The organism is Deltaproteobacteria bacterium, assembly GCA_016208165.1.
Lineage (GTDB): Bacteria > Desulfobacterota > Desulfarculia > JACQYL01 > JACQYL01 > JACQYL01.
The window spans coordinates 1-26,239 of the sequence record JACQYL010000031.1 but is presented as its reverse complement, the minus strand read 5'-3'; the positions used below and the strand labels follow the sequence as shown (position 1 = coordinate 26,239).

At 54.8% G+C, this 26,239-nt stretch carries 19 protein-coding genes and 1 pseudogene; 14 read left to right on the top strand and 6 right to left on the bottom strand.

Translation table 11 applies throughout. The features are described 5' to 3' along the window. Window positions 1-97 precede the first annotated feature (97 nt). Window positions 98-1,477: an FAD-binding oxidoreductase gene (locus HY788_06785; protein MBI4773873.1), complete on the bottom strand. Its 1,380-nt coding sequence runs from the start codon at window positions 1,475-1,477 to the stop codon at window positions 98-100. Between the two features lie 177 nt (window positions 1,478-1,654). On the opposite strand from HY788_06785, the gene HY788_06780 reads away from it, so the two are divergent. The 6 genes from HY788_06780 to HY788_06755 all read left to right on the top strand — a co-directional run bounded on the left by HY788_06780 (window position 1,655) and on the right by HY788_06755 (window position 13,698). After that, window positions 1,655-2,413: a CoA-transferase gene (locus HY788_06780; GenBank protein MBI4773872.1), complete on the top strand. Its 759-nt coding sequence runs from the start codon at window positions 1,655-1,657 to the stop codon at window positions 2,411-2,413. A 200-nt stretch (window positions 2,414-2,613) separates the two neighbouring features. Next, complete coding sequence (locus HY788_06775; protein MBI4773871.1) at window positions 2,614-2,940, top strand: hypothetical protein; 327 nt, start codon at window positions 2,614-2,616, stop codon at window positions 2,938-2,940. A gap of 173 nt (window positions 2,941-3,113) precedes the next feature. Beyond that, a complete protein-coding gene (locus HY788_06770) occupies window positions 3,114-4,856 on the top strand; it encodes a hypothetical protein (GenBank protein ID MBI4773870.1) in 1,743 nt (580 codons plus the stop codon). A 25-nt stretch (window positions 4,857-4,881) separates the two neighbouring features. After that, complete coding sequence (locus HY788_06765) at window positions 4,882-9,402, top strand: DEAD/DEAH box helicase (GenBank protein ID MBI4773869.1); 4,521 nt, start codon at window positions 4,882-4,884, stop codon at window positions 9,400-9,402. Window positions 9,403-9,937: 535 nt separating this feature from the next. Next, a complete protein-coding gene (locus HY788_06760; GenBank protein MBI4773868.1) occupies window positions 9,938-11,821 on the top strand; it encodes a hypothetical protein in 1,884 nt (627 codons plus the stop codon). Window positions 11,822-12,294: 473 nt separating this feature from the next. Beyond that, entirely contained in the window at window positions 12,295-13,698 is a 1,404-nt protein-coding gene (locus HY788_06755) for a cytochrome B6 (protein ID MBI4773867.1), read from the top strand. A gap of 222 nt (window positions 13,699-13,920) precedes the next feature. On the opposite strand, the gene HY788_06750 is transcribed toward HY788_06755, so the two are convergent. Then, window positions 13,921-15,123 (bottom strand): DUF3365 domain-containing protein, encoded by a 1,203-nt coding sequence (locus HY788_06750; GenBank protein ID MBI4773866.1) that lies wholly within the window; start codon window positions 15,121-15,123, stop codon window positions 13,921-13,923. Window positions 15,124-15,304: 181 nt separating this feature from the next. On the opposite strand from HY788_06750, the gene HY788_06745 reads away from it, so the two are divergent. The 5 genes from HY788_06745 to HY788_06725 all read left to right on the top strand — a co-directional run bounded on the left by HY788_06745 (window position 15,305) and on the right by HY788_06725 (window position 20,240). Next, window positions 15,305-16,309 carry a transposase gene (locus HY788_06745; GenBank protein ID MBI4773865.1) on the top strand — a complete coding sequence of 335 codons (1,005 nt, stop codon included), beginning with the start codon at window positions 15,305-15,307 and terminating at the stop codon, window positions 16,307-16,309. 85 nt (window positions 16,310-16,394) lie between these two features. Then, window positions 16,395-17,753: a 2-hydroxyacyl-CoA dehydratase gene (locus HY788_06740; protein MBI4773864.1), complete on the top strand. Its 1,359-nt coding sequence runs from the start codon at window positions 16,395-16,397 to the stop codon at window positions 17,751-17,753. A gap of 341 nt (window positions 17,754-18,094) precedes the next feature. After that, window positions 18,095-18,388, top strand: a complete 294-nt coding sequence (locus HY788_06735) for a type II toxin-antitoxin system RelE/ParE family toxin (protein ID MBI4773863.1) — start codon at window positions 18,095-18,097, stop codon at window positions 18,386-18,388. 23 nt (window positions 18,389-18,411) lie between these two features. Continuing rightward, on the top strand, window positions 18,412-18,732 hold the full coding sequence (locus tag HY788_06730; GenBank protein MBI4773862.1) for a HigA family addiction module antidote protein: 321 nt from the start codon (window positions 18,412-18,414) through the stop codon (window positions 18,730-18,732). Between the two features lie 443 nt (window positions 18,733-19,175). Next, window positions 19,176-20,240, top strand: a complete 1,065-nt coding sequence (locus HY788_06725) for a hypothetical protein (GenBank protein ID MBI4773861.1) — start codon at window positions 19,176-19,178, stop codon at window positions 20,238-20,240. A 57-nt stretch (window positions 20,241-20,297) separates the two neighbouring features. Here the strand turns inward: HY788_06725 and HY788_06720 are convergent, their stop codons facing one another. Next, window positions 20,298-20,483, bottom strand: a complete 186-nt coding sequence (locus tag HY788_06720) for a hypothetical protein (protein ID MBI4773860.1) — start codon at window positions 20,481-20,483, stop codon at window positions 20,298-20,300. 111 nt (window positions 20,484-20,594) lie between these two features. Here HY788_06720 and HY788_06715 point away from each other — a divergent pair, with 111 nt between their 5' ends. From HY788_06715 to HY788_06705, 3 genes are all read left to right on the top strand, one after another. Continuing rightward, entirely contained in the window at window positions 20,595-20,876 is a 282-nt protein-coding gene (locus HY788_06715) for a type II toxin-antitoxin system RelE/ParE family toxin (protein ID MBI4773859.1), read from the top strand. A gap of 10 nt (window positions 20,877-20,886) precedes the next feature. Then, window positions 20,887-21,201, top strand: a complete 315-nt coding sequence (locus HY788_06710; GenBank protein MBI4773858.1) for a HigA family addiction module antidote protein — start codon at window positions 20,887-20,889, stop codon at window positions 21,199-21,201. A 946-nt stretch (window positions 21,202-22,147) separates the two neighbouring features. Further along, window positions 22,148-23,320: an SIR2 family protein gene (locus HY788_06705; GenBank protein ID MBI4773857.1), complete on the top strand. Its 1,173-nt coding sequence runs from the start codon at window positions 22,148-22,150 to the stop codon at window positions 23,318-23,320. 569 nt (window positions 23,321-23,889) lie between these two features. Here HY788_06705 and HY788_06700 read toward each other — a convergent pair. The 3 genes and pseudogenes from HY788_06700 to HY788_06690 all read right to left on the bottom strand — a co-directional run bounded on the left by HY788_06700 (window position 23,890) and on the right by HY788_06690 (window position 25,975). After that, window positions 23,890-24,147, bottom strand: coding sequence for a BrnA antitoxin family protein (locus HY788_06700; GenBank protein ID MBI4773856.1), 258 nt, complete (start codon window positions 24,145-24,147; stop codon window positions 23,890-23,892). Beyond that, window positions 24,131-24,459, bottom strand: a pseudogene (locus HY788_06695) (BrnT family toxin). The gene HY788_06700 and the pseudogene HY788_06695 overlap by 17 nt, the downstream one beginning before the upstream one ends. A gap of 118 nt (window positions 24,460-24,577) precedes the next feature. After that, window positions 24,578-25,975 (bottom strand): CoA-binding protein, encoded by a 1,398-nt coding sequence (locus HY788_06690; protein MBI4773855.1) that lies wholly within the window; start codon window positions 25,973-25,975, stop codon window positions 24,578-24,580. Between the last annotated feature and the right edge of the window lie 264 nt (window positions 25,976-26,239).

The window sequence follows — 26,239 nt, the reverse complement described above, 5'->3', positions numbered from 1 at the left end:
GGAGCAACGATGCAGACTTTCTGCGGATGGATCTCGCGTGTTTCGGTCATATGAACGGCCGTGAGTCCAAACAACCGGTTCTCGTTTCGTCCAGTGGTTACATGAAAATCTTGCCTGGATTCATCAGGCCTTTGGGATCCAGGAGATCCTTGATGCGTTTCATCAGCTCGTAACTGCGGCCGTGCTCCAGTTCCATGAATTTTCGTTTTCCGATTCCCACGCCGTGTTCGCCCGTGCATGTTCCCCCCAGTTTTACCGCTCTCCGGACGATCACCTCGTTGATCTCTTCCAGTTTGGACCATTCTTTCGCGTCATTGGGGTCTGCAGCCATGACCACGTGCAGGTTTCCGTCTCCGGCATGACCGAAAACGTACCCGGAAACATTGCGCTCATCCACAAGAAGCTGGGAAAAAACCGTCATTTCCGGATACTTCGAAATAGGGACGGCGGCGTCCACGATCAGCGTTTCCTTGTTCGGGTGGGCCCGGTGAATCGTTTCCCAGGCTTCGTGCCGGGCCCGCCAGAGGTCTTTACGCTCCGCCTCCTCGAACCCGTGCCGGAAATCCGTGGCGCCGCAGGTCTCGCAGATCTCTTTCGCCAGATCCGACGTTTCCTTCAATGTGACATTGCTGATTCCGTGAAACTCACAGAATAACGAGGGCTGTTCCACCAGTCCAAGTCCTTTTTCCCGATTCATCAGTCCTATAAGCCCGGGAGTCAGAAGTTCCAGGGCCGCGGGTTCCAAGCCGGAACCGATGATCAGGGCCACGGCTTCCGAAGCGCTCTTCAAGTCAGGGAAAACTACCGTAACGGCCAAATGGCGTGCGGGAATTCCCGCCAGCCTGAGAGTGGCTTCCGTAATCACCCCGAGGGTGCCTTCAGAACCGACGAAAAGGCGTGCAAGATCGTAACCGGAAGAGGACTTGCGCGCCGTGCATCCTGTTTGAATGACCTCCCCGTGGGGCAGGACAACAGTGAGTCTCAATACGTAATCCTTGGTGGCGCCGTACTTGATGGTCTGTACTCCGGAAGCGTTGTTGGCGATCATGCCGCCGATGGTGGCGTCCGCCCCGGGATCCGGCGGGAAAAACAGGCCGTGTTTGCCCGTCTGTCGGTTCAGTTCCTTTCTCAGCACCCCGGGCTGAACGTCGGCCTGAAGATCTTGGGGGCGAATCTCGAGTATGCGATCCATCCTGGAGAGGTCCATCACGAGACCTCCCTTGGTGGGAACAGGATTTCCCTCCGTACTGGTGCCGACCCCCCAGGGTGTGACGGGGATGTCGTTCCGGTACGTCCAAGCGAGGATATTCGAAATTTCCTCGGTGGTTACGGGCCAGATGATGCCTGCCGGCAGTTCGCCCCGGTGAGGCGAGATATCATGAAGGTGCAATTCCCGGTAGGACTGCCCAACGGAGAAACGCTCGGCCTCTACAAAACCGGATAGAGTCCCGGCCTGTATCTGTGTGAATTCTTTCATCGGCTGTACCTCATTCTCAGAGCGAACATATCGATCATATTATGTTAGCATAACCACGACCGAAATAAGAGCCCGGAGTGAGGGCGTATTGAAAAAGATTGACACTCCCGCCCCAACTGACCAAGAATGGATTCCGGTCTTTTCAAAGTACCCATCCTATCGAAAGACAAGGGAATCATGGAGTATACGCCTGGTGAACTGATGGTAACCACGGCCGCCCGAATGATCTCGGACGGGAACGTAGTGTTCGTGGGTATGCGGCTGCCTTTGCTGGCCTTTCTGCTGGCCAAAGAAACCCATGCCCCGAACGCCGTTGGCCTTTTCGAGAACGGCGTTGTTCGGGACGTCCCGGCGCTGGCGCCCATTGTTACCATGGGCGATCCTCCCAACCTGGCGCATGCTCTCCTCTGTGGCGATATGATGGAAGTCATGGGATATCTGCAGAAGGGTCGGGTGGACGTGGGGTTTATCGGAGGCGCCCAAATCGACCGTTTCGGGAACTTGAACACGACCTGGATCGGACCGGAGAAGGATCGTCGGGTCCGTTTGCCGGGCAGCGGCGGTGCGGCGGATATTGCTTCATTGAGTCATAAACTTCTAATAATCATGACTCATCAGAAGCGACGCTTTGTCGAGAAGGTCGATTACGTTACTTCGCCGGGATACGGTTCAGGAAGCACATGGCGGAGGGATATCGGCCTTGTAAGAGGGGGCCCGGAGGCCGTCATCACCACATTGGGCGTGCTGCGTTTCGATTCCATTACAAAGGAAGCGATGCTGACCCAGGTGCACCCATCGATTTCACCGGACCAGGTTAAGGAGGAAACCGGATGGGACTTGAAGACGGCCTCTGAAATCATCCGCACACCGGAACCCACCGCGGAGGAACTGAAGATTATTCGAACGTATGATCCCCATGGGTTCTGGACTCAATAGCCGGACCATGGAAGGAGAAGGTGCTTTCGGTGAACCGAATGTCGGCTGGCAGGGTTCGTGTGCATCAAGGTGTAAAACCAGCGAGCCGCTGTCTGATATATTTAGTCCTCCTTTGTGTCTCAATCGTTGGATGCGGAGGCTCGGAAGAACGTTCGCCATGGGTTTTGATCTACAGGGATACTCAGGATCAGGAGACCTATTTGGACGTTTCCCGAGTGGAATTCAAACGACGGGAGGCGTCCGTTTGGATCAGTCGGAACGTTCAGAAAAAGGACTACTATCAATATCAGCGTATACTGCTCCGGTTCGGCCAGGGTCAAATCATGATTGCCGACTCGATGCGCATCTATCCGAACGGTAAGGTCGACTTCGAAAACGTGGAACCGGCTTGGAGAAAAGTAAGCGCGGTAGGTTTGGACAAGGTTCTGTTCGACTTGATTTCACCGGAAGGAAAGCCGCAAGCCCCGGAAGAGATTCAGCAAAAAGCCTGGTCCATCGAAGAAGTGCTGTTGCGTTTGCCTTCGTGATGTTCGGACGCTCGGGCAGAAATCGCCACGGGGTGTCGTTTCGCTGTTTGTTCTCCGGGGCCAATAAAGTGCAGCGGGCTGAATCCGTATCAATTCCCCGATCGGGAGACCATATGGTAAGACGGGGCGTTCGATTGAAGACGAAATGACCCGGAACAGGGGAATCGCGCCCAATGGGGGGCGGAACTTTTCGAAACAAAGCCACAGGAACGGGCGCTGACCCGCCTTTCCACTCCAGTCATGAACTTCATTCCTTCAGAGAATCCGGAAACGTGAGCACGGGCGGAAAAGGGCTCGTTTTTCTATGGTGTCTGGCCTTGTTCTGCTGGTGGGTCCGATACTACCCCCCCGGTGTCCCGTGGATCGTGGTTGACGACGACGCTCGCCAGCACGTGTACTGGACGGCGAAGTACCAGGATCCCCAGCTCTTTCCGGACGACCTGCTGACCCGGTTCGTATCGTCGAACGTATTGGACCCCATCGGCTACAAGCTTCTTTACAGACTGGGCGTGAATTTCACGGACCCGATACCATTGAGCCGTATTCTTACGCTGGTCCTGCTGCTCTGTTCCTTGGGACTCCTGGATCGCTTCAGCCGGGAATGGATTCCGGATGCGGGAGGGCGGCTGTTGTGCGGGCTCCTCTTCCTGTTCTATTCCCTGTACGGTAATTCAGGCGGAATACCGCGAGTGTTCGCCTATCCTTTTTTGTTGGGATTCCTGGTGTTTCTTCAGAAAGGCGCCTACTGGGGCGCAGCGGTCATAGTGGCCATGGAAACGCTCTTATACCCTCCCATGCTGCCCAATTCTCTAGCCCTTGGATCCTGGGCCCTCGCTTCACGGTTCCATCGGGGAGAGTTCGGCCCGAAATGGATATGGGATGCGAGCACCTTAGTCCTGGTTACCCTGGCGGCGGCTCTTTTTCTGACCTCGATCTACTCGGGAGGCGACGGCGAGGTCTGGGGTCCGCAAATTACCGTGGAACAGGCCAAGGCCGAGCCGGAATTTCACGAGAATGGGAGAACCGAGTTCTTCCGGGAGAATGTGTTCGCCTACTTCCTTTTGGGGCGAAGCGGAATTGGTCTGTGCGAGATAATGGGGTTTCTTGCGATCCTGGGAGGCATGGCGGCATTCCTTGGGTTCCGTAAACTGCGATTTCCATCAGCCGCGTTCCACCTCATCTGGACGTCCCTGGCTCTGTTCGTTTTGGCTCATCTGGTGCTGTTCAAGCTCTATCTTCCCTCGAGATACACTAGCTTCACCATACCATTGGCCCTTATGATCGCGATCGGAGCGAACACGAATCCATTTCGGGAGGCAGTGAGGCCGTTTCTGGAAAAACGGCGGCGCTTTATACCCGAAAAGCCTCGGGCGCGTTGGCTAGGGTGGCCGGCCGTGGTGCTGCTTGCCATCGTCTATGCCTATGTGCAGGGACATGGTATCGTGCGTGTGGATTCCGAAGTGGCCGTTCTGGACGGAGAGGAGCAGGACATGCTGGCTTTCCTCGCCACCCTTCCCAAAGACGTCGTGATTGCCGGACATCCTTGCGTCATGGACAATGTACCCCTGATATCCCGGCGTCAGGTACTGGTGAACCGCGAGCTGGCTCTTCCGTATTACACCGGATACTACGCCCAGGTTCGTAAACGGTTGTTTGATCTGTTTGAAGCCTATTACGCCACAAGCCGGCAGGAAGTGGATCGTTTTTCGAAAGCGTACGGAGTAGATGTATGGGTGATCCGGCAGTCGGACTTCGAGCCGGCCTTCCTGAAAGGTCGGATTTTTGATGAGCCTTTCAATACGGTTGTGAAAAAGCGGATCGGTGAGAACGACGCTTTTGTCTTGCCCAAGGCGCTTTGGGGTCTCAAATGTTTCGAAAACGAACGCTATTTTGTCCTGTGCAAGGATTTCGATTGAAGGAAATGAGGCCACGAGGTTGACTGTGGATCCGTTGTCCCTCTTTCATCCCCGAATCTCGCAGTGGTTTTCCGAGAATGTCGGCGCGCCTACAGAGGTGCAGAAACAGGCCTGGCCGAGCATTGCCGCTGGGGAACACCTTCTCGTCAGCGCTCCCACCGGCAGCGGCAAGACCCTCGCCGCCTTTTTGTGGGCCCTGAATCAGCTCGTGATCGGAACTTGGGACACCGGCCACCTCCACGTACTGTATGTTTCTCCTTTAAAGGCCCTGAACAACGACGTTCAAAGAAACCTGCTGGGGCCTTTATCCAGGCTGAAACAGGTCTTTGAGTCGGCCGGGGAAACGTTTCCATCCATTCGTGTGTTTACCCGAAGCGGCGATACCCCCCAGTCCGAACGCCTCCGTATGCAGCGACATCCGCCCGAAATCCTTATTACGACTCCGGAAAGCCTCAATTTGCTGCTCAGTTCGTTGGGTGGACGAAACGTGCTGGCGGGACTGTCCACCGTGATTCTGGATGAAATTCATGCGGTGATCGGGACCAAACGGGACGTTCATCTCATTACCGCCGTGGATCGCCTCGTACGACTGTCGGGCGAGTTCCAGCGAATCGCTCTGTCTGCGACGATTCGGCCGCTCGAGGCGGTTTCCGGGTTCATCGGGGGCTATCGGCTCGAAGGGAATCCGGCCCATCCGAAGTATGTTCCAAGATCCGTCACTACCATTTGTTCGGAAGAATCCAAGGACTACGACATTCAGGTGCGGTTTCCTCAGGAGGTCGTGGACCCATGGAATAAGAAATCGGTCTGGGACTCGTTGGCGGGCGAGTTCAAAAACATCATCGGAAGAAATCGGTCCACGCTTTTGTTCGTGAACAGCCGGCGCTTGTGCGAAAAGATCACGTATAAGATCAACCTTGGGGAGGATCGCGCCATTGCGTATTCCCATCATGGATCTCTGTCACGGGAAATTCGGGGAGAAGTGGAACGGAGGCTCAAGGCCGGTGAGCTAAAAGCCATCGTGGCTACGAATTCCCTCGAGCTGGGGATTGACATTGGCGCCTTGGACGAGGTGGTGCTCATCCAGTCTCCGCCCTCGATTTCGTCGGCCATCCAAAGGATCGGGCGGGCGGGTCACCAGGTGGGGCAGATCAGCCGGGGAACTCTTTTCCCCACCCACTCGCAAGATTTTCTGGAAGCCGCCGTGCTGGCGCAAGCCGTGCTCGATCAGGACATCGAGGCGGTACGGCCGGTCGAGTGTCCCTTGGACGTGCTCGCTCAAATCATCGTTTCCATGGCTGGAACCGAAACCTGGGATCTGGATTCCCTGTATGCGCAACTGCGCACCAGTTATCCCTACCGAACCCTCAGCCGGGACCACTTCGACCTGGTGTTGAACATGTTGGCCGGAAGATACGCGGACACCCGGATTCGGGAACTCAAGCCCCGGGTTTCCATCGACCGCCTCGATAACACGGTGGCCGCGAGAAAGGGGGCCTTGTTATCCCTCTACGGCTCCGGGGGCATGATACCGGACCGCGGGTATTTCCACTTGCGGCGACACGACACCAATGCGCGTATCGGAGAACTGGACGAGGAATTTGTTTGGGAAGCCCGGATCGGACAGACGATCACCATCGGCACTCAAAATTGGAGAATCGAGCGCATCACCCACAACGATGTGTTCGTGACGCCGGCGCATCCAAAGGCCATGGCGACTCCGTTTTGGAGGGGAGAAGAGAATAACCGGCATTTTCACTTTTCAGACCGTATTGCCCGCTTCTTGGAGAAAGCTGACGCCAACCTTGGCGATCCCGACTACGCCCGTATCCTGCAGCAGGAAAACCGGATGGACGCCTCGTCGGCCGGGCAACTGATTGAATTTTTAAAAGAGCAAAAGGAAGCTACCGGATGCTCCTTGCCTCACCGGCATCACCTGTTGCTCGAATTCGTGCACTCGGGACCCGGAGGGGCGCCGGGAAATCAGGTGGTGATGCATACGATGTGGGGCGGCCGGGTAAACCGGCCCTTCGGCATGGCTCTGGGCGCCGCCTGGGAAGCCCGTTTCGGGCGGCGTGTCGAGATGTTCACGAGCAATGACTGCATTGCTTTGGTGCTGCCGCACGAAGTGAGCGCAGAGGAACTTCTCAGCCTGGTAACCGTTGCGACGGTTGAAACATGGCTGAGGAGCCGGCTCGAGAAGTCCGGTTTTTTCGGCGCTCGCTTCAGGGAATGCAGCGGGCGAGCTCTTCTGCTGACCCGCGACAAGTTCAATGAACGCATGCCTCTCTGGATGAGTCGGCTTCGATCCCAAAGGCTTCTGGATTCCGTATCAGCGTACGAGGATTTTCCCGTGCTCCTCGAGACCTGGCGCACCTGCCTCAAGGACGAGTTCGATCTCGAGAATCTCAAGAAGCTTCTGGCGGAACTGGAAACCGGCGCCATCACCTGGTCCGTTGCGAGAACCGGACGCCCGAGTCCCATGGCCCGCAGCGTGAGCTGGCGGCAGGTCAATGAATACATGTACATGGGCGACGGGGCCGACTCGGGCCGGGCTTCCAGACTTCGCGACGATCTGATTCGGGACGTGGTGTTCTCACCGGACATGAGGCCTTCGATTGCGCCGGACTTGATCGAGCGGTTCGAAATGAAACGCCGGCGACTCAGTCCGGGTTACGCTCCGGATACGCCGCGGGACCTTCTGGATTGGGTGAAGGAACGCTGGGTCCTGCCGGAGTCGGAGTGGAAACGGTTGCTCGAGGCCGTGCGCCGGGACCGCGGTCCCGACTTGGACACTGTGCTCGAGCCCGTTGCCGGCAAGCTGGTTCGCCTCTTTCCACCCGAGGCTTCGCAGCCTCTCGTGGCGGCGATGGAACTCGTTCCAGCTGTGTTGCATGCCTTGTCTCCGGGATCGGATCACGTTCCGATGGAACCGTTGGCGCCCGGTGGTTCGGTATGGTCTGTAAGGGGAAAGGATTCCTCAGACCCTGAAAAAGACGCGGCTGAACTCCTTACGACTTTGCTCGGCGAGTGGTTGCGATTCCATGGACCGGTGACGGTGGAATTCATCGCCACTTCCCTCGGCGTCCATCGGCAGCGGCTCTCCCTCGCCCTCGAGGAACTTCTTGATTCGAAGCAGCTCGTTTCCGGAATCCTGGTCTCGGATCGCGATGAAGAGCTGGTCTGCGATAGTGAGAATTTCGAGATCCTGCTCCGAATGGCCCGATCGGAAAACATTCCGGCCTTTCATCCATTGGAACCGGAGTGGTTGCCGGTGTTTCTGGCCGATTTTCAGGGTGTGGCCAAACCGGCGAGGGATTCGGAAGCTTTGTATGAACGTGTCGAACAACTCCTGTGCTATTTCGCGGCGGCCGAGTCGTGGGAAACGGAGATCCTTCCGGCCCGTGCGCATCCCTACAACACCGACACGCTGGACAAGATGTTGCGGGAAACGGAACTGGCCTGGATCGGCGGCAAAGGTCACAAGGTCGCGTTCTATTTCGATCCGGATCTGGATCTGATGCGTGAGGAGCAGGGGGTTACAGGAGCACGGGACCTGGCGGATACGGATCGAGGCGCGAAGAACGGCGATTCTTCGGACACCACCGATTCGAAAGCCCTGTTTCCCGATCCCATGGGCCGCTACGATTTCTCGACCATGCTGCGCGCGTCCGGACGTTCTCCCGGCGACCTGGTTCGGTATTTGTGGCAGGAAGTGTGGGAGGGGCGAGTGTCCAACGACACCTTCTCCGTGCTGAGGAGGGGCATCGAGCATCAATTCGAGCCGGAGCCCGCACTGTCGGAAACCGCCAATCGAGCTCAAAGACGCCACGGCATGGGAAGACGTAGTGCTTTTTCTCGTTGGAAAAGCGCCCTGCCCATGGCGGGAAGCTGGTTTCGCATTCCGAGTTCCGACCTGGAGGCCGATCCGGTGGAAACCGAGGAGCGCAACAAGGATCGCGTCCGCCTGCTGCTGGACCGGTACGGAATTCTTTTCAGGGAACTTCTGCTCAACGAAGTCCAGGCGTTTCGATGGCCCCACCTGTTCCGGTCTCTGCGATTGATGGAACTTTCCGGAGAGCTGCTGTCCGGATGCTTCTTCGAGGGTATCCCAGGACCCCAATTCATATCGCACAAAGCGTTTCGCGCGTTGGAACGGGCGCTCCCGGACGACCGGATCTTCTGGATCAATGCCGCGGATCCCGCGTCTTTGTGCGGAGTGCCTCTCGATGGGCTCAAGGCCGGACTGCCGAGACGTATCGGAAGCACGCATCTGGTGTACAAGGGAAGAGAATTGGAGGTGATTTCCCAGCGGAACGGCAAGATCCTCACCTTTCGCGTACCCCCGGACGACCCGCGCATGCAGGAATATCTCGGGTTTCTCCATCATCTCCTGCGCCGGCCGTTTCAACCCCTCAGACAAATCATTATCGAGACTGTCAATGACGAAGAGGCGTACCGCAGTCCTTATGTGGATCCATTGCGCACGGGTTTCGACGCGGTCGTGGATTACAAACGTGTGGTGCTGTATCGGAGGGTGGCGTGAAGTCCCCCCGATCGAAACCCTTTCGCCTGCGCGATTCTTTTCAATGAACGCAATCGCCGGGATTTCATAACGCCCCCGAAAGAGTCAAGTACACTCGCCGGCCGATTGCACCGAATTGCTCAATTTCTTGGCAACTCCCCTGGAGCCGTTGCCCAGTTTTTGAACGATTTCGGGCGCCGGCGCCCTCTGCTGAAAGAACCTATCCATGTAAAATCAAAGTGTTACACGCGTTGGCACAAAAACTGCTTTCGATTCACCGAGGCGCTCTGTACTCAAAGTGGCCCGACTGAGCCAAGAGTTGGCGCCTGGTGGATGGATCAGGCAGAGTATTTCTTCGGGAAAACGCAAAGGGCGGCATGAATGAGGCTTCGAGCAGCTCGTGCGAGCTGAGACAAATCCAAAAGCCGCGGTTGCCGGCTGACAGAAAAAACAGGAGAGTACAGTGAGAATTGTCAAGATGGGAACAAAGATCGGCTTTGGTTTTGGAATCCTTCTGGTTATCGTACTACTGATCGGCGCCGTCTCCATTTGGAGTATGAAAAGCGTCCAGACCGGCATTAACCAGGTGGCGAACGAATACGTTGCGGAGGCGGACATTGCGGGGGATTTGCTGCAAGACGCCCTGTTGACCATGTTTGCCGTTCGAGGATATGGATTGAGCGAGGAAGACCGATACCTCGAGGAGGGCGCTAAGATGCTCGCCGAATTGAAGGACAACCTTAACAAGGCCAACGAACTGGCCATGAACAATCCGACTCTGGTCGAACTCAATGAAGGCGTCAAGCGGATCAAAGAAGACACCGCGGTGCTTGAAGGGCTCGTGCAACAGACATCGGCGAAAACCAAAGAACTGGCCGGCAGTCGGGAGGCCTTGAATGCAGCGGCCGGGGCGTTCACGAAAAACGCCGAGGATTACATAAAGGACCAGTTTTCCGCCCTCCACAAGGGAATTCGGGAAAACGCCGAGACGGCCACGTTGTCGGAAGGTCTCATGAAAATCGAGGCCATAAAACAAGTCGTGGATCTTGCCCATGACACACTGTTGAGTGTGTACCGAGCGCAGGCGACAAGAAACCCTCAACGGCTGAAAGACTCGCTGGCGAACTTCAACGAGGTGGATCTTAAGCTGGAAGAGATCCGGCTCACAACGTTCGAAGAGGTAGGCCGAAAGCAAATTGAGAACATTCAAGCGGCCGCCAAAAAGTACCAGACAGCGGGGAATCAGCTTTACGAGCAATGGCTGGCTCGGGACGAAATCGGCAAGCAGTGTGATGAAAAAGGCGAGAGCGTGATGGCGGAATCCGAAGCCATTGCCAAGACCGGCATTTCGGAAACCAATGCCGTTGCGGATAGCGTCGCCTCGCATTTGAACACATCCGTTACTGCAGTCGTTGTCGGATTGCTGATTGCCTTGATCGCGGGCATTGCGGTTGCTGTGTTGATCACGCGCAATATCACCAGGCCGATTAAACGCATCATAGCCGGGCTTACGGACGCCGCCGAGCAGGTTTCCACCGCCTCCGGAGAAGTTTCTTCCTCGAGCCAGTCCTTGGCTGAAGATGCTTCCCGGCAGGCGGCTTCCATCGAGGAAACCTCATCGTCGTTGGAGGAAATGTCCTCGATGACGAAGCAAAATGCCAGGAATTCGGAGGAGGCGGATCACCTGACCCGGACGACCAATCAGATCGTCGGCAAGGCGAACCAAACCATGAAGGAACTGACTCGTTCCATGGCTGAGATTTCGAAATCCGGCGAAGAAACCTCGAAGATCGTCAAGACCATTGATGAAATCGCCTTTCAGACAAACCTTCTTGCCCTGAACGCCGCTGTCGAAGCCGCTCGGGCGGGGGAGGCCGGAGCAGGGTTCGCCGTGGTTGCCGAAGAAGTGCGAAATCTCGCCATGCGCGCGGCTGAAGCGGCGAAAAACACCGCAACCCTGATTCAAGGCACGCTCAGATCCGTCCAGGAAGGCTCGCACATGGTTTCCAATACCAACGAGGCTTTTAAGGAAGTGGAGGCAAGCACCGAGAAAGTGGGTGAATTGATCGGAGAAGTGGCCGTGGCCTCCAAGGAGCAAGCCGCAGGCATCGCACAGATCAATACGGCGGCCACCGAAATGGACACGGTGGTTCAGCAGGTCGCTTCAAGCGCGGAAGAGTCTGCTTCGGCGGCCGAGGAATTGAGTGCGCAGGCCGAACAGATGAAAGCGTTCGTAAACGAGTTGGTGGTGATGGTTAGCGGCGGCACACTTGATTCACAAAAAGGGGCCTCGAAAAGGGCGCGTGGGGGTGGCAAAGAAGGTAAGAAGGCGCTCCGAAAACCGCCTGAGATGAACGCCCTGCCCGGCCCTGAAGGATCGCATGAAATCAAGCCGGAGCATGTGATCCCCTTCGATGAGAATGATTTGAAGGAATTCTAGAATCAACCGAACACTTGCAGCCCATGCCGGGTATCAGACCACGAAAGGCTTTCAATTCCGACGGCTTTTCCCACGCCTGATCGCAGGCGAGCCGCATGATCAAAATCTCCGGGGGGCTAGTTCGAGCCCTCGGAGATCTATGATCCCTCCGTGAAGGAGTCTCTCTTTGTTGGGACCCAAGGAAGGCCGGGTTGAGCCTTAGCTGGGGAGGCTCCCCGTGAATTCTTCGCAGCAAGACCACCTTGAAAAAATATCGGGCAGATTGATCATGCTTGGGGACAACCTTAGTATAATCATTAAAGTTGAGTGAACGAATCCTAGATGTTGGCCAAAAGGAAGATTCAAAGGCCCGGTTGTACCGTCGAAACCGGTTCAAGGTCAGGGAAGTGAAGGAGGTGATACTGTTCTAACTATCTGTTTCGTCCAGATCAACGGTTTGAATCATCTGTATTGATCTAAGAGGGGGTAATGGAATGAAAGCAAAGCGTTTCAAATCCAGATGGGTGGTTCTCGGCATTCTATGCTCCTTAACCGCTCTGTTGGGGGTAGCCTTCGCGCAGGAGATGGTCAAGAGCAGCTACAGCCCCGTGGTCGTGAAGGAACCCTTCGCGACGACCATGGATCGTATGAAGAATGCCAAGGCGGAGGTGATGCAACGCCAGATGGATTTGCTCAATGAGCGATACGACCTGAGTGACCGACCCGCCAAAGGGGTGATGATGTCCGCCGGACGAAAAGCCGTGCAAGAGGGCGTTCGAGTGAAGCCTCCGGAAGGCCTCACCTGGGAACAGCTCGCGGAAATGAGCCCGATGGAGATAAAGGGAAAGGATGTATGGCCGAAAGGTTTCTATCCGCTTCCCCATCCCAACCATGCCGAGGGCGGCATGGTCTTTCCCAAATCCCATATCGAGGAAATCAAAAAGCAGGAAGGTCGGGACCTTACACGATTCGACCTGGATTACGATCTGCCGGATCATTTTCTGCCCGAGTTCCCGCCGCCGATCTATCTGACCACCCGTCCGGACCTTGGCGATGTGTCCCAGGGGAAGGTCGTCACCATCATGAATTACTACGAACTTTTTAACGGCATCCTGAATCCCAAGCAGCTCGAAGGCCTCCGCCTGCTGTTGACTCCTTTTCCGCAGCAGCAGTTCAATCAGACGGAAGACCGGCGCTCCGAGCTGGCCCACAGGGGTGTCACGTGCTTTGACTGCCATCTCAACGGGCACACGAACGCGGCCACCCATCTCGTGGGAGATATACGCCCTCAGGAATTTAGACACGGATTGGACACCCCGCCGCTCAGGGGCGTGAACATCCAACGTCTGTTCGGTTCGCAGAGGGCTCTCAAGAGCGTGGAGGACTTTACGGAGTTCGAGCAGCGGGCGGCTTATTTTGACGGCGACCCGGTAATTGCCACCAAGAAGGGGGTCAACGTCCTCGAGCGCGGCAGCCAGGTGCATTTCATGGCTGAATTTCAGGCCCTCCTGGACTTCCCGCCGGCCCCGAAGCTCAACATCTACGGTATGCTGGACCCGAAAATGGCTACCAAGTCTGAGTTGCGGGGCCAGGACCTGTTCTTCGGCAATGCGAAGTGCGCCGTATGCCATCCGGCTCCGTACTATACGGATAACCTGATGCACAATCTCAAGACGGAGCGCTTTTTCAATCCCCGCATGATCAATGGGAGAATGGCCTCCGCGGACGGACCGATCAAGACGTTTCCTTTACGAGGCATCAAGGATTCCCCGCCCTATCTGCACGACAGGCGATTGTTGACCCTGGAGGATACGGTGGAATTCTTCAACCAGGTGCAGGGACTCAAGCTCACCGGCCAGGAAAAGAAAGATCTGGTTGATTTCATGAGAGCCTTGTAGAACAAGGCATGTACGGTTAGAAAAGGCAGGGTCGGAAGGCCCTGCCTTTTTCATCGTTTGGAAACCGAAATAACGGTCCTACAGGTTGGTCGATGCATTGTGGATTGAACAAAAGCGTTCTACCCATAACAGCACGAGCCGCACGGAAGGACGTCCCACCGCATTTTCCGGTTCTTCCTTGAACCGGCAACGCCTTTCAGTCCGTACATCCGGATACGTTCCTCATCTGACCTTATACACTTCCGAGTACAGCTCTTCGGCGCAGACCGGGCAGATACCGTGGCTGAACTGAGCGCCGGAGTGCTTTTGTATGTATGTTTCGACCTGTTGCCAGTAGCCCTCGTCGTCACGGATCTTCTTGCAGCCGGAGCAGATGGGAATGATGCCTTGGAGGGTTTTTACCTCGCCCAGAGCGTCTTCCAGATGGCCGATCAGGATTTCCCGGACCTCTTCCGCTTTCTTGCGTTCGGCGATTTCCTTGGTCAAGCGCTCGTTGGCCCCCGTGAGTTCGGCCGTTCGTTCCGCCACGCGTTCTTCCAGGTTGTCGTGGCTAAACCGAAGCCGGGCGGACATTTCATTGAAATCCCGGACCAGATCGCCCCATTCACCGGGAAGCCGAGCCGAGATCTGTTCGCCCAAATGGGTTTGCTGTCGGGCAATGAGCTCGGTCTTCTCCCGAACCGCGTTCAATGGATTGGAAAAAAGGATCCGATTGGACCCGATAACGGCGGCGACCAGCAGGAGCAGTCCGGCCACCATACCTGCGACGAGCTTCCATGTTAACGACCTGGCTTGGGCGTAGGCCGCCCCCAAAGGTACTCGAATGGATATGGCTGAAACCACTTCGCCGACCTCGCGGTGAAAGCTTCGGTCGGGACCGTATCGGAGCACCATGCCTTGCGGGGCTGCTTGTGGAACGCTGTGACAGAGCAGGCAGGTTTCTTCCATCACCTCGCCGCGCCGAAGCACGACATAATAGGATTGGCCGGCGATGTCGCGAATAGCGGTCTGCAGGTTCAGCATGGGATCCGCATTGATCTTTTCTATAAACTCTTTCTCGTACGCGTCGGCCTCGTTGTGCGGATCCCGGGCATCGATGGCGCATTCTTTGTAGTAATAGTCGTCCAAGGACAAGGACTTGAAATATTGGTCGATACTGCGGACAGCGTACGTGGATGACATCCAGGCGGGCTCGAAATCGTCCTTTGTAAGGATGCCCTCGACCGCTTTGAATACCGCCGGCTTGAGCTGATGGGTAAAGTACGTGTGGGTGGCCAGATTCCGTTCCAGCAGGATGCGCGCCTTTGACTCCGCTTCCTTCAGGGCTTGTTGCCGCATCTGGTGACTTACCCACAGAACCATGGCCGCGGTGCTGATCAGAAATATGGCCACGGTGATCAGAAGAAATCGCGTCCCCACTCTCATACGCACCAGTCTCCTTTTGTCTTGCATCTATTTTGATAATATCGGTTCGTAACGGATTTGGATGAGGGGAAAATGACGTATCACCGATAAAAAGGCGTGAAAATGGGGACGGGGCGTGAAAATGGGGACGGGGTTGATTTTGCGCGTTTCTTTGTTTCATCATCCATGGTATAGAGACCTCATGCCACGAAAAGCACGCATCGATGCGCCGGGGGCGTTGCATCACATCATCTGCCGGGGGATCGAACGGCGCAACATCTTCCGTGACGATACCGACAGAAACCGGTTTGTCGATCGCCTGGCGAAACTGCTGCTTGAGACCGCAACACCCTGTTTTGCCTGGGCTTTGATGCCCAATCACTTCCACCTGCTGTTGAAAACAGGAAAAGAACCGATCGCCAAGGTCATGCAGCGCTTGCTCACCGGCTATGCCGTGACGTTCAACCGGCGGCATCGGCGATACGGCAGGTTGTTTCAAAATCGCTACAAATCGATTCTCTGCCGGCAAGACACGTATCTATTGGAACTGGTGCGCTACATCCACTTAAATCCGATCCGTGCGGGGATTGTCTCTGATCTGAAAACCCTCAATAAGCATCCATTTTCCGGACACCATGCACTCATGGGGAAAGTGACCCATCAATGGCAGGACACCGAAACGGTTCTCAGCCTGTTTGACCATTCCAAACGATCCGCCCGAAAGCTTTACGGTGAGTTTGTTGAAAAAGGTCTGACCCAAGGCCGAAGGCCGGAATTGACCGGAGGTGGTTTGTTAAGAAGCGTCGGCGGGTGGGGCGTTTTGAAATCCATGCGGGAAATGCAGATCCATTTGAAAGGGGATGAACGAATTCTAGGTGACAGCGATTTTGTGGAAGAAGTGTTGGACCGGGTTTCCGAGCAGATGGATCGCCGGTATCGTCTCCGGGAAACAGGGTACTCGTTCGACCGGTTGTCCAAACGCGTTGGGCAATTATTCGGCCTGGATGCGAAGGAGATTGTCATTCCCGGAAAACAGCCGACTCGGGTGGCCGCCCGAAGCGTATTGAGCTACTGGGCTGTCCATGAATTGGGCTTACCCGCAACCGAGGTGGCAAGGAAACTTGGGTTGAGCAAATCGGCGGTCAGCCGGGCTGTCAGCAGAGGCGGACAGATTGCCTCGGATAATGCATGGTCCGTTGAAGAATAGAAACGCCCAAAATCAACCCCGTCCCCCTTCACATCCCCCTTTATCCGTTTTGACGATACAAACTCTATGTAAACGGAGGCCTACTATGGGAAATGAGACGAAGCCGAAAACCAGGAAGTCCGGCAAGACATTGCAGACGGCTCGGGAAGCGGGCTATTTCGGGAAGAAGATGCTGAAGCGGGCCCTCGACGCCCAGGAGAAGGGCGCTCCCATCGGTTGGTCCATGGTCACCTGGTGGCAGGGAGAACTCGTGGCCAGGGCCATGGGGGTCGAGTTGGTATTCCCGGAGAACTACGGCGCCTACTGCGCTTCCGTGCGTCAGGCGGAACCGCACCTGGAAAGATGCGCGGCCGAGGGATATCCGAGCACCCTGTGCGGATATGCAAGAAACTGCATCGGCTATGCGGCCATGATGGCGGACAACCATGGGAAGGTTCCGGAAGGCGCTCCCGGAGGAGGGCTGGCGAAGCCTAAGTTCCTTCTGGCCTCGGGTGTTGCGTGCGATGCCCGATACAAATGGTTTCAGGCACTGACTCGGTACATCGATGCGCCCGTTTGGACCCTGGACCTCCCCCAGACCGGCGCCAAAGAGTACTTCATGGCCGGTAACAAAGAACTGAATATCTCGTTCATGGTGAGCCACCTTCGGAGGTACGTGGAATTCCTGGAAGAACTGCTCGGCACAAAGCTGGACTACGACAAGCTGCGCGAAATGGTCCAACGGACCTTCAAAACCCTTGCTTTGGCGCACGAGGTGGATCTCCTGCGGAGAGCCAAGCCGTCGCCCATGGTGAGCACGGATTTCTGGTCTATCATGATTCCCCATCTGTATCTTTCTGACGATCCGGAAGCCTACGAATTCTATCGGCGCGTGTACGACGAAGTGAAGCAAAAGGTGGACAACAAGATCGGCGCCATTCCCAACGAGAAGTACCGCATGGTGTTTTGTGAACTGCCCCCTTGGCACACCCTGGGCTTTTTCGATGAGCTTGCGGAGCGCTTCGGCATCGCCATGGTCATGGAGAGCTGGGGTTACCACGCCATTACGCCCTTTCCGGCGGAGGAGTTGGAGGGTGTGACCGATCCCCTCGAGCTGATCGCCCGGCTCTCTTACAGGAAATGGTCCGAATACAATTCGATTGCGGTGAAATACGGCGTGGAGCCCGGCTTCTTCATGGCGGCGAACCTCCAATATGCCGAGGACTATCGAGCGGACGGTTTTCTGGGTCATCCGCTTATGTCCTGTCGTCCCGCCACGTATGTGTTGCTGCACGCGAGAAATATGCTGGAGGAAAAGCTCAAAGTTCCGGGAGTGTTGATCGAGGGAGATATCGTGGATTTGCGCGTGTTCAATGAAGAGGAGGCCATCTCCAAAATGGAGGCTTTTGTCGAGACCATGGATCACTACAGGGACTTGAGAAAAGAAGCGGGAATGGCTTGGTAGGTTAGACTGTCCGTATGGGGACGTTGTTTCATTGTTGACTTATTTCGGTCTGAAGCCCTTCCCGAACGGCTCCTCCGGCTGCGATCGAGTCTTCATCCTCCTTCGCCCTCTTCACCGCACGGCAGCCGGGCGAACGGTCCACATTCAGACGACGCGCGACTTCGCTTCCGCGATTCCTCGGATAATGATGTGATGCAGCGGACCGGGCGCGTCAATGACACCTTGCCTTGGCATGCGTATCTGATAACCGCTTTGCACTTGCATATCAACAAGGAAACAACGTCCCTTTGCCCATGCCAGGTCCGGTTGAAATAACATGGTAGACGTGTTATCATGCTTTCATGATCGGGTCTTTCAAAAACCAGGGTACCGAGGACATATTCAACGGAAAGGCCACTAAACCCGCGTTAAAGTTATGTGCAAGGCAGCTCTGGAAAACAGCCTTCCGGAAACTCGATCAACTGGATTCCGTTTTGTCCCTCGATGAACTGCGCATACCTCCCGGAAATCGACTGGAATCTCTTTCTGGAGACCGTAAAGGACAATACAGCATTCGCATCAACGACCAATATCGGATCTGTTTCAAATGGACGGAAACGGGTCCCACCGATGTTGAAGTCGTGGATTACCATTAAAATAATCGTGTCAGGAGATCCTTATGATCCGAATACCGACGGATCGGGCGCCCACCCATCCGGGTGAGATGCTGCTCGAGGAATTTTTGAAACCCATGGGACTTACCCAGCGACAGCTGGCCGGCGCCATACACGTCACCTACCAGCGAATTAACGAAATTGTCAACGGACGCCGGGGCATTACACCGAGTACGGCGCTCAGGCTGTCCAAGTTTTTTGGCGTTTCTCCGGACTTCTGGATGAATCTTCAATTGAGATGGGATTTGTATTTCGCCCGGAAGTCCGAGGCGAATGAATTGGAAAACATAAGACCGGTGGCTGAACAACACGTCCGTCTGCAGTAGGAGGGCCGTCTATGAGCAACGTGCGGAAGGGGTCCGCGGACAACTTGTTGTCCGTGTTTCATTGTTGACTTTTTTCGGTCTGAAGCAATTCCCGGACGGCTCCTCCGCTAACCGTTTTGCACTTGCATGACAACAAAGAAACCACGTCCCTGTTCATTTATGCTTATTTATGCCTTGTGAAACGCCTTGAAACAAAAATCGAAGGTGAGGTATGGTCGAAAATCAAGGGAGAAGGTTCCGAATAGGTTTGGATGCGGCGTTGGCGGGATGTTGGGCGGCTTCACGCACCTTTCGAGCCTTCAAGCCAAAGCAAGGACCTCGAAAGCGGGAAATAATGCGCGCCGAGCCTCGGGTTGAGCAAGTCGCCGCATAATTCGGAATCCTTGTTTTCGATAACGCGGATATTTCCTCGTTTCCCTCGTATCCGACCGAGGGGATCCAATATGGTGCGGGTCCATCCCATGCTGAACCTTGGATTCATGATCCTCGTTTGCCTTGCCTGGGTGGGAGGCTTGTTCCCTCCCGGAGTGCTCGCCCAGTCGGGTCCGCAGGCAGCTCCCGAGGTGGATGGTTGTCTGGTCTTTCCCTCGGACAACATCTGGAACGCCCGGGTGGATGGGTTGCCCTTGGACCCGCAGTCGGACGCTTATGTGAATTCCATCGGACCGGACGCCTGCGTGCACCCGGATTTCGGCTCCGGCCTCTGGGAGGGTGGCCCCATCGGCATCCCCTACACCACGGTTCCGGGAACCCAGCCCAAAGTGGAGGTGTCTTTTCTCTACGAGGACGAAAGCGACCCCGGACCGTATCCCATTCCCCCCGATCCTCCTATTGAAGGCGGCCCGGATAGTACCGGGGACAGGCACGTGCTGGTGATGGACAAGGAGCGTTGCATTCTCTACGAGCTGTATTCGGCGTATCCGCAGGAGGACGGCAGCTGGTACGCGGGCTCCGGCGCTGTTTTCGACCTGAAATTCCACGCCTTGCGTCCCGAAACGTGGACCTCCGCCGACGCGGCCGGCCTGCCCATTCTTCCCGGCCTCGTACGGTACGACGACGTGGCTGCCGGAGCCGTCAACCACGCCATTCGTTTCACGGTGGAAAAGACAAGGCGAGCTTATGTCTGGCCCGCTCGCCATTACGCTTCGGACCTCACAGACCCCCGGTATCCGCCCATGGGGCAGCGTTTCCGCCTCAAGAAAAGCTTCGATGTCTCCAGCTTCTCGCCGCAAGTGCAGGTCATCCTCAAGGCCATGAAGGAGTATGGGTTGATCCTGGCGGACAACGGGTCCAACTGGTTTATCTCGGGAGCGCCGGACGAACGGTGGGATAACGACGTGCTGCGCGAACTGCGTCAGGTGCACGGGAGAGACTTCGAGGCGGTGGACTGCTCTTCCCTTATGGTGCACCCGGACTCGGGTCAGGTCAAAACAGGCGGGAACCCGGACCCCGTCCACCCGGCGCTTCTACCTCCCATCGTGTTTCCCCTGCTCCTGTCTGCGCCTTGAACCCGGTCCGGAGAAAGGCCCGGTCCCGCCCCGCTTGTGCGTAGACCTCGGAAGGCATCAGGAAAGACAGGCCTCCGCCGATGCGGCCCACGCACTCTCCCGCTGAGCCGGATCGAATTCCGGGAGACGAAACCAGTCATCATCGGACCGGTACACCCTCGGTTTTTCGATCCCCCGGACGATCACTTGATACTGCGCCCTGGCGCGTCTATTCTTGCTTTCCGTGGCGTGGTCCTCACACATCAAGTCCAATGATTTTTTTAAAGTTTAAAAGCATGGACATCCCCAATTTGATCCCGATTTGTTCCCAATTCAGCCTTGACAACTGTCACGTGACTATTTACAATAGCAACCATGATAAAAACATTTGCCGATGAAGAAACCCAACAGCTTTTCATTACAGGCAAATCAAAGAGGCTGCCTTCTGAACTGATCAAACGGGCCATAAGGCGTTTGGAGTATGTCCATTACGCAATCAACCTGAATGATCTCAAAGTCCCCCCCGGCAATCGACTCCATGCGCTAAGGGGTAATAGGAAAGGACAGCATTCAATATCGATCAATGACCAATGGCGAATCTGCTTCCGCTTCATCGAAGGTGACGCCTATGATGTTGAAATAACCGATTACCATTGAGGATAGAACCATGGCTATACCGAACACCACAAAGAGGGAATCGCCTCCGACTCATCCCGGTGAAATGCTCAAGGAAGATTTCATGCCGGACTTTAATTTGAACGCCACCGCGTTGGCTAGGGCATTGGGAGTATCGCGCCAAACTGTTAATGAAATTCTAAGAGAACGACGCGCCATAACACCGACCATGGCGCTCAGATTATCTCGTCTTTTTGGCAATTCTCCCGAATTTTGGCTGAACGCGCAACACTCCCGGGATTTATGGGATTCCGAAAAAAGGTTCAACGAAGAACTGATGCAAATTCGACCTTTAAATGCCGCATAAGCCGAACGGAACTCATGGTAGACGTCCGTGCTTTTATACCTTTATTCGCCAATCAAACTGAATCGAACCTCTTTTTCAATTGGTTCACCGCGTTTCGCCAAGCGACCGGCCGCCGGTTGAGTGATCTCGAGCCTCCCGGCAATCCCGGTGGCGGTCAACCGGTCATAATCGGACCGGAAACTCTCTCGTCTTTCGATCCCCCTGACGATCATAGGATATTGCGCCCTGGCGCATCAATGCGTGCTTTTCGTGACACGAGGTTTCCATATCATGCATGATGAAACAAAGAAACGCGCAAATTCAACCCCGTCCCCGTTTTCCCAACCCTGAAGCGCCTGGTGTTGGGCGGCGATTGGTCTGGGCGCAAGATGAAAGCGCTTCGCTTTGCGTTGATTCACATTGCAGGGCGAATCATCACGCGCAGTCGAGAGCTCATCATCCGCTGTGGGCGTTCCGTGCGCTGGTTGATAGATATACGATGCAAAATTAAAGAGTTACACCCGACCTGAGCCGAGAATGGATTAAAAGAGTGACGCCGGTCTCAGACCGAAGAGCGCACAGGTGCGCTAAAAAAATGGCATAAATCTTCAAATAGGAGATTCACAGCAACCTGAGACAATCCCGGCGGCTCTGTTGGGCTTAAAAACGGCACCCTCCTCCCCTGAACAGCAGTGTTGGCACTCCAGGCGGTGGATTTGGGTCTTTTCCTACGCTTGACGCTCTCCATATATTTTTGATATTATAATTCGAAATATATAATTTTGGAGACGAGTCTCCCGTATCTTGTGGCGATTCCAGAATTATAGTTGAAACTATCTTATAAGCCAATTTCGAATTCTTATGACTTTCAATCGGGATCGTAGATACGCGCACTTCCATAAGTCGTGAGTTTCAATTGCTCTGGACAGCTATGAATAATATCAATAACTCTTAAGAAATCTGTTCGATGCGGATAACATCAGCACATCAATTCGCTGATATTATTAACAGCTACTCATATACAAAGCACTTTACTGAAGAACCTGCTCCTCATATCAGTGTTACCTTCTTCCTTGGTGCTGGTTTCTCAAAGGCGTGGGATGATAGCTATCCACTAGCAGATAAGCTCTTTAACTTTCCTTCTGGCGATGTACGGTCATCATTCTATGATATCACAGGTTTACTTTTCGAGAATAATATCAATAGTGACATTACACCGGACATGCTAAAAGAGATTGTCTATCACCTAAGCATGGAATTGAAGTATTCAGCCATTAGATCTCGCTACAGAGATGAAAATAGTATAAGAATCGCATTAGATAGAATAAGGTCCAGTATCGTTAAGAATTTTCTAGAAAGTGTTACTCCTGATTATGTTTATCCTAATTCACTGATGATTAAGCTACCAAAAGATTACGGAGGGGATAAAGGCAAGATCTTGCGCTTTTTTCGTGACGTTGCATATCATGAAGATGGTTCAAGGGGATATCCAACTGGGGTTCGAATTAATTTTATTACAACTAATTACGACTATATAGTTGAAACAATTTTAGATAATATAAGCGGGTCAACTAACGAACCCAATTTTTTATACACATATAGAGGAATAACTCCTGTAAATATATGTGGTGTCGATAATCCTTCTCTTATCCACGACCATTACCACGTATGTACACTTATAAAAATAAACGGAGGATTTGAAATCCTCGCCAACAACGATGGTTCTTTCAGCTTGGAATATCGTAAAAGAGACCTATCGGAGATATATAGACAGCCGCCTGTGATTATGCTGCCTTCCAGAGAGCAAGATTACGGCCACAACTATTTTAATTCTATTTTTCCAAAGGCAGTCAGATTGCTGCAAGAAAGCAAGGTGTTGGTTATTATTGGCTACAGTTTTCCTGAAGATGATGCTATGCTGCAGTTTTTATTAAGACAGTTCGCTGAAGACTATAGAGATGCAAAGGACAAGTATATTTTTTACGTAGACAAACTTAATAATAGAGAGCAACTTAGCCGGATTACGAAATGTTTCCCGCATATCAGAAAGGCCAATAAAAGAAACGTTCATTTATATTCAGGTGATTTCGTTGATTGGGCTGAAAGCGCTACAGAGGAATTAAGTCAAAATACCGCTTAAGCCGAATATGAAAAGAGACTTGAAGAATATAAAAGCAAACGTCGCCGGTAACTATTGTCAATAAGTTATTTCGCTGATCGATCTATTTGTAAATTTCTAATTCATAAGTTGGTAGACTTCAGCATTTTCTTTAGGATAGTTGTTTATTATTCACTGTTACCATACTAAGGATGGACATTTCGAACAATTACGTTATCCAATCCGGAAAGTATCGTTGCGGTCTACTGAGATGACAGACATAGGGTTTGAATATTTTCCTGCCTAAGCCTCCTCGATACCAAACGGCCAAGACGTGGGAAGGGGTATGGGGTTGATTTTGTGCGTTTCTATTCTTCAACGGCAACGCGTTATCCAAATCGTCACGGAATATGTTGCGCCGTTCGATCCCTCGGCAGATGATGTGATGCAACGTCCCTGGGGCGCATCCATGCGTGCTTTTAGTGGTATGAGGTTTACACGGCATGCATGATGAAACATAGAAACGCGCAAACTCAACACCGTCCCCCTTTCCCTCCACTCTTTCCCTCCAAAAAGGCGGAGATCCCTTTCCAGCGTCTTGTTCGCCTCTGCTACTCCTGAGCAGCCTGCAACTCCTCCCGAACAACACGGCGGACGACCTCTTCTATGGGCTGTTCCTGACGCTCCATATAGGTTCGAAGGGCGTCATTGAGCATCGACTGGTAGTTGCCCCCACCTTGTTCCTCTACCTTGGAACGGAACCAATCGACAATGTCACGGTCAAGCCGAATGGTGATACGTACTTTCTTTCCAGGGGTAGGAAGTACAGCCCCACGTTTACCTTTACTGAAATCATATTTCGCCTTCATATTGCTTCACCTCATATCGCACGGCCTTGCGTGCGGAAATGATCCGGATGCTGTCCCCTCGCCACGTGTAGACCACCACGAGAATACGGCCGAGGGCGCGTCCATTCCAATGGTGACGTAGCGCTGCTCGCCGGTCCGGGGGTCCTCGAGTGTCACAGCGTTCGGATCCTCAAAGACTCCGAAGGTATCGGCGAACGGGATCCCGTGTTTGGATTGATTCTCCCTGTCCTTGCCACGTAGGGACCCACGCCACTGGTGGTAAGTGCTCAAGACATCGTCTGCGATTCGTGACAGTCCGTCGGCGCGGTCCATTGGGCGAATCCGGATTCGACGGCTTCCCGGCAAGACACCCGATCCCTTAGCTCCGTCACGAAACCCAAGTAGGCCGCAGGGAGTCGGACGGTATAGGCCCGGATTCGCGTATTCCCTGCTAACGGCCTTCGTGTTTCTTCTGCCACTGCCGGTATTTCAGAGCCATGGCGTAGTTCCGCATGGCTCTTTCCGCCGACTCGTAAAACGGCAGGCCCGCCTCGAAAAATCGCTTGGGCATGGAAGCATCGAACCCCGGAATGTTCACGACGAGTATGGGCTTTCCCGCTTCTCGGCGGGCCCGTATCAGAGCTTCCAGATATCGATGGTTGAGATCGTCGCTCATTCCTCTACCGATGACGGCCACGGCGTCCACGCCGGGGTCCATGGCAACGGCGCGGACGGCCTCCGCGTAGATATCCATTTCGAAGGACGCACTGAGCCCCACGTCCACGGGGTTTCTCAGGCTGGTGCCGGTGGGGGGCACGAACCGGCTTAAACGGGAGCGCGTTTCCGGGGAAAGGTCGGCCAGGGCAAGGCCTTCGCCACCGCACGCCTCGGCCGCGGATACGGCCAAACCGCCCGGTCCGGAAACAATGGCAATGCGGTGTCCCAGATCGGCGGGAAGCATGGAGAAGGTCATCAGGGCATCCACCCAGGCCTCGAATCCCGCAACCGGCACGGCCCCTCCCTGGCGCACCACTCCCAACCACACGCTGCGCGACCCGGCCATGGCGCCCGTATGGGAAGAAGCCGCGCGCACGCCCTCGGGCGTGAGCCCTACTTTCCATAGAATCACGGGTTTGCTCAACGATACTTCCCGCAGCGTCTCGAGAAAACGCCGGCCGTTCTTGATGCCTTCCAAATACCCGCCTATGACGCGCGTAGCCGGATCGTTGCCCAGGTACAGGAGAAAATCGCGGCTGGTCAGGTCGCACTCGTTCCCCAAGCTTGCGACCTTGCTGAACAGGAGCCCCTTTTCGGAACCCATACGGCATATAATGTTGGCCAGGGAACCGCTGTGAGAAATGAGGCCCACCGGCCCCAATTCTTTCGATAGTTCGGGAAAGAAGGAAAGACCGGATTCGGGACAATACAGCCCCATGCAGTTCGGACCGATCAGGCGCGTTCCCGCGGACCGGGCCACCCGCAACAGCTCCCGCTCGAGGGCCTCCCCTTGCGCGCCCGTTTCCCGGTAGCCCGCGGTAAAAAGCACGACGCCTTTGACGCCCTTGGCGGCGCATTCCCGGACCACGGGGAGGGTCTGATCCCGCGAAACCAAAACAATGGCCAGGTCCACCGGTCCCGGGATGGCGGATACGCTCGGGTAGGCGGTAAGCCCGTCGATCTCCCCGGCCTCCGGGTGAACCGGCAGGATACGTCCGGGAAAGCCCTGGTCCTGTAATGCCATGAGGAACAGCTTGCCGCTTTTCATTCCCCTGGGTACGCCCACAACCGCTACGGATTCGGGATGAAACAGGGAGTTCAGCCGGTCAATGAGATTCTGCTCGGGATGCATATGTTCTCCTGCTGGAAGGACGAGGTCTCCGTTGGTGTACTCGGCGGCCCTGTTATAATATACGAATCTTTACGTATAGAGCGCTCCGTGGGGAAAACTTCTGGTCATTTCGCCCCGTTCACCCCGAACTGTCACGATCTATCCACTGATTCAAATATTCGCATCCGGAGGGGCGGTCTTTCGACAGACTCAGGAGGGGCCCCTCCAGATCAAGACTTGAATTACGCGCACACGGGCGGCTTCCTGTGGATCCAGGGTCGCGCC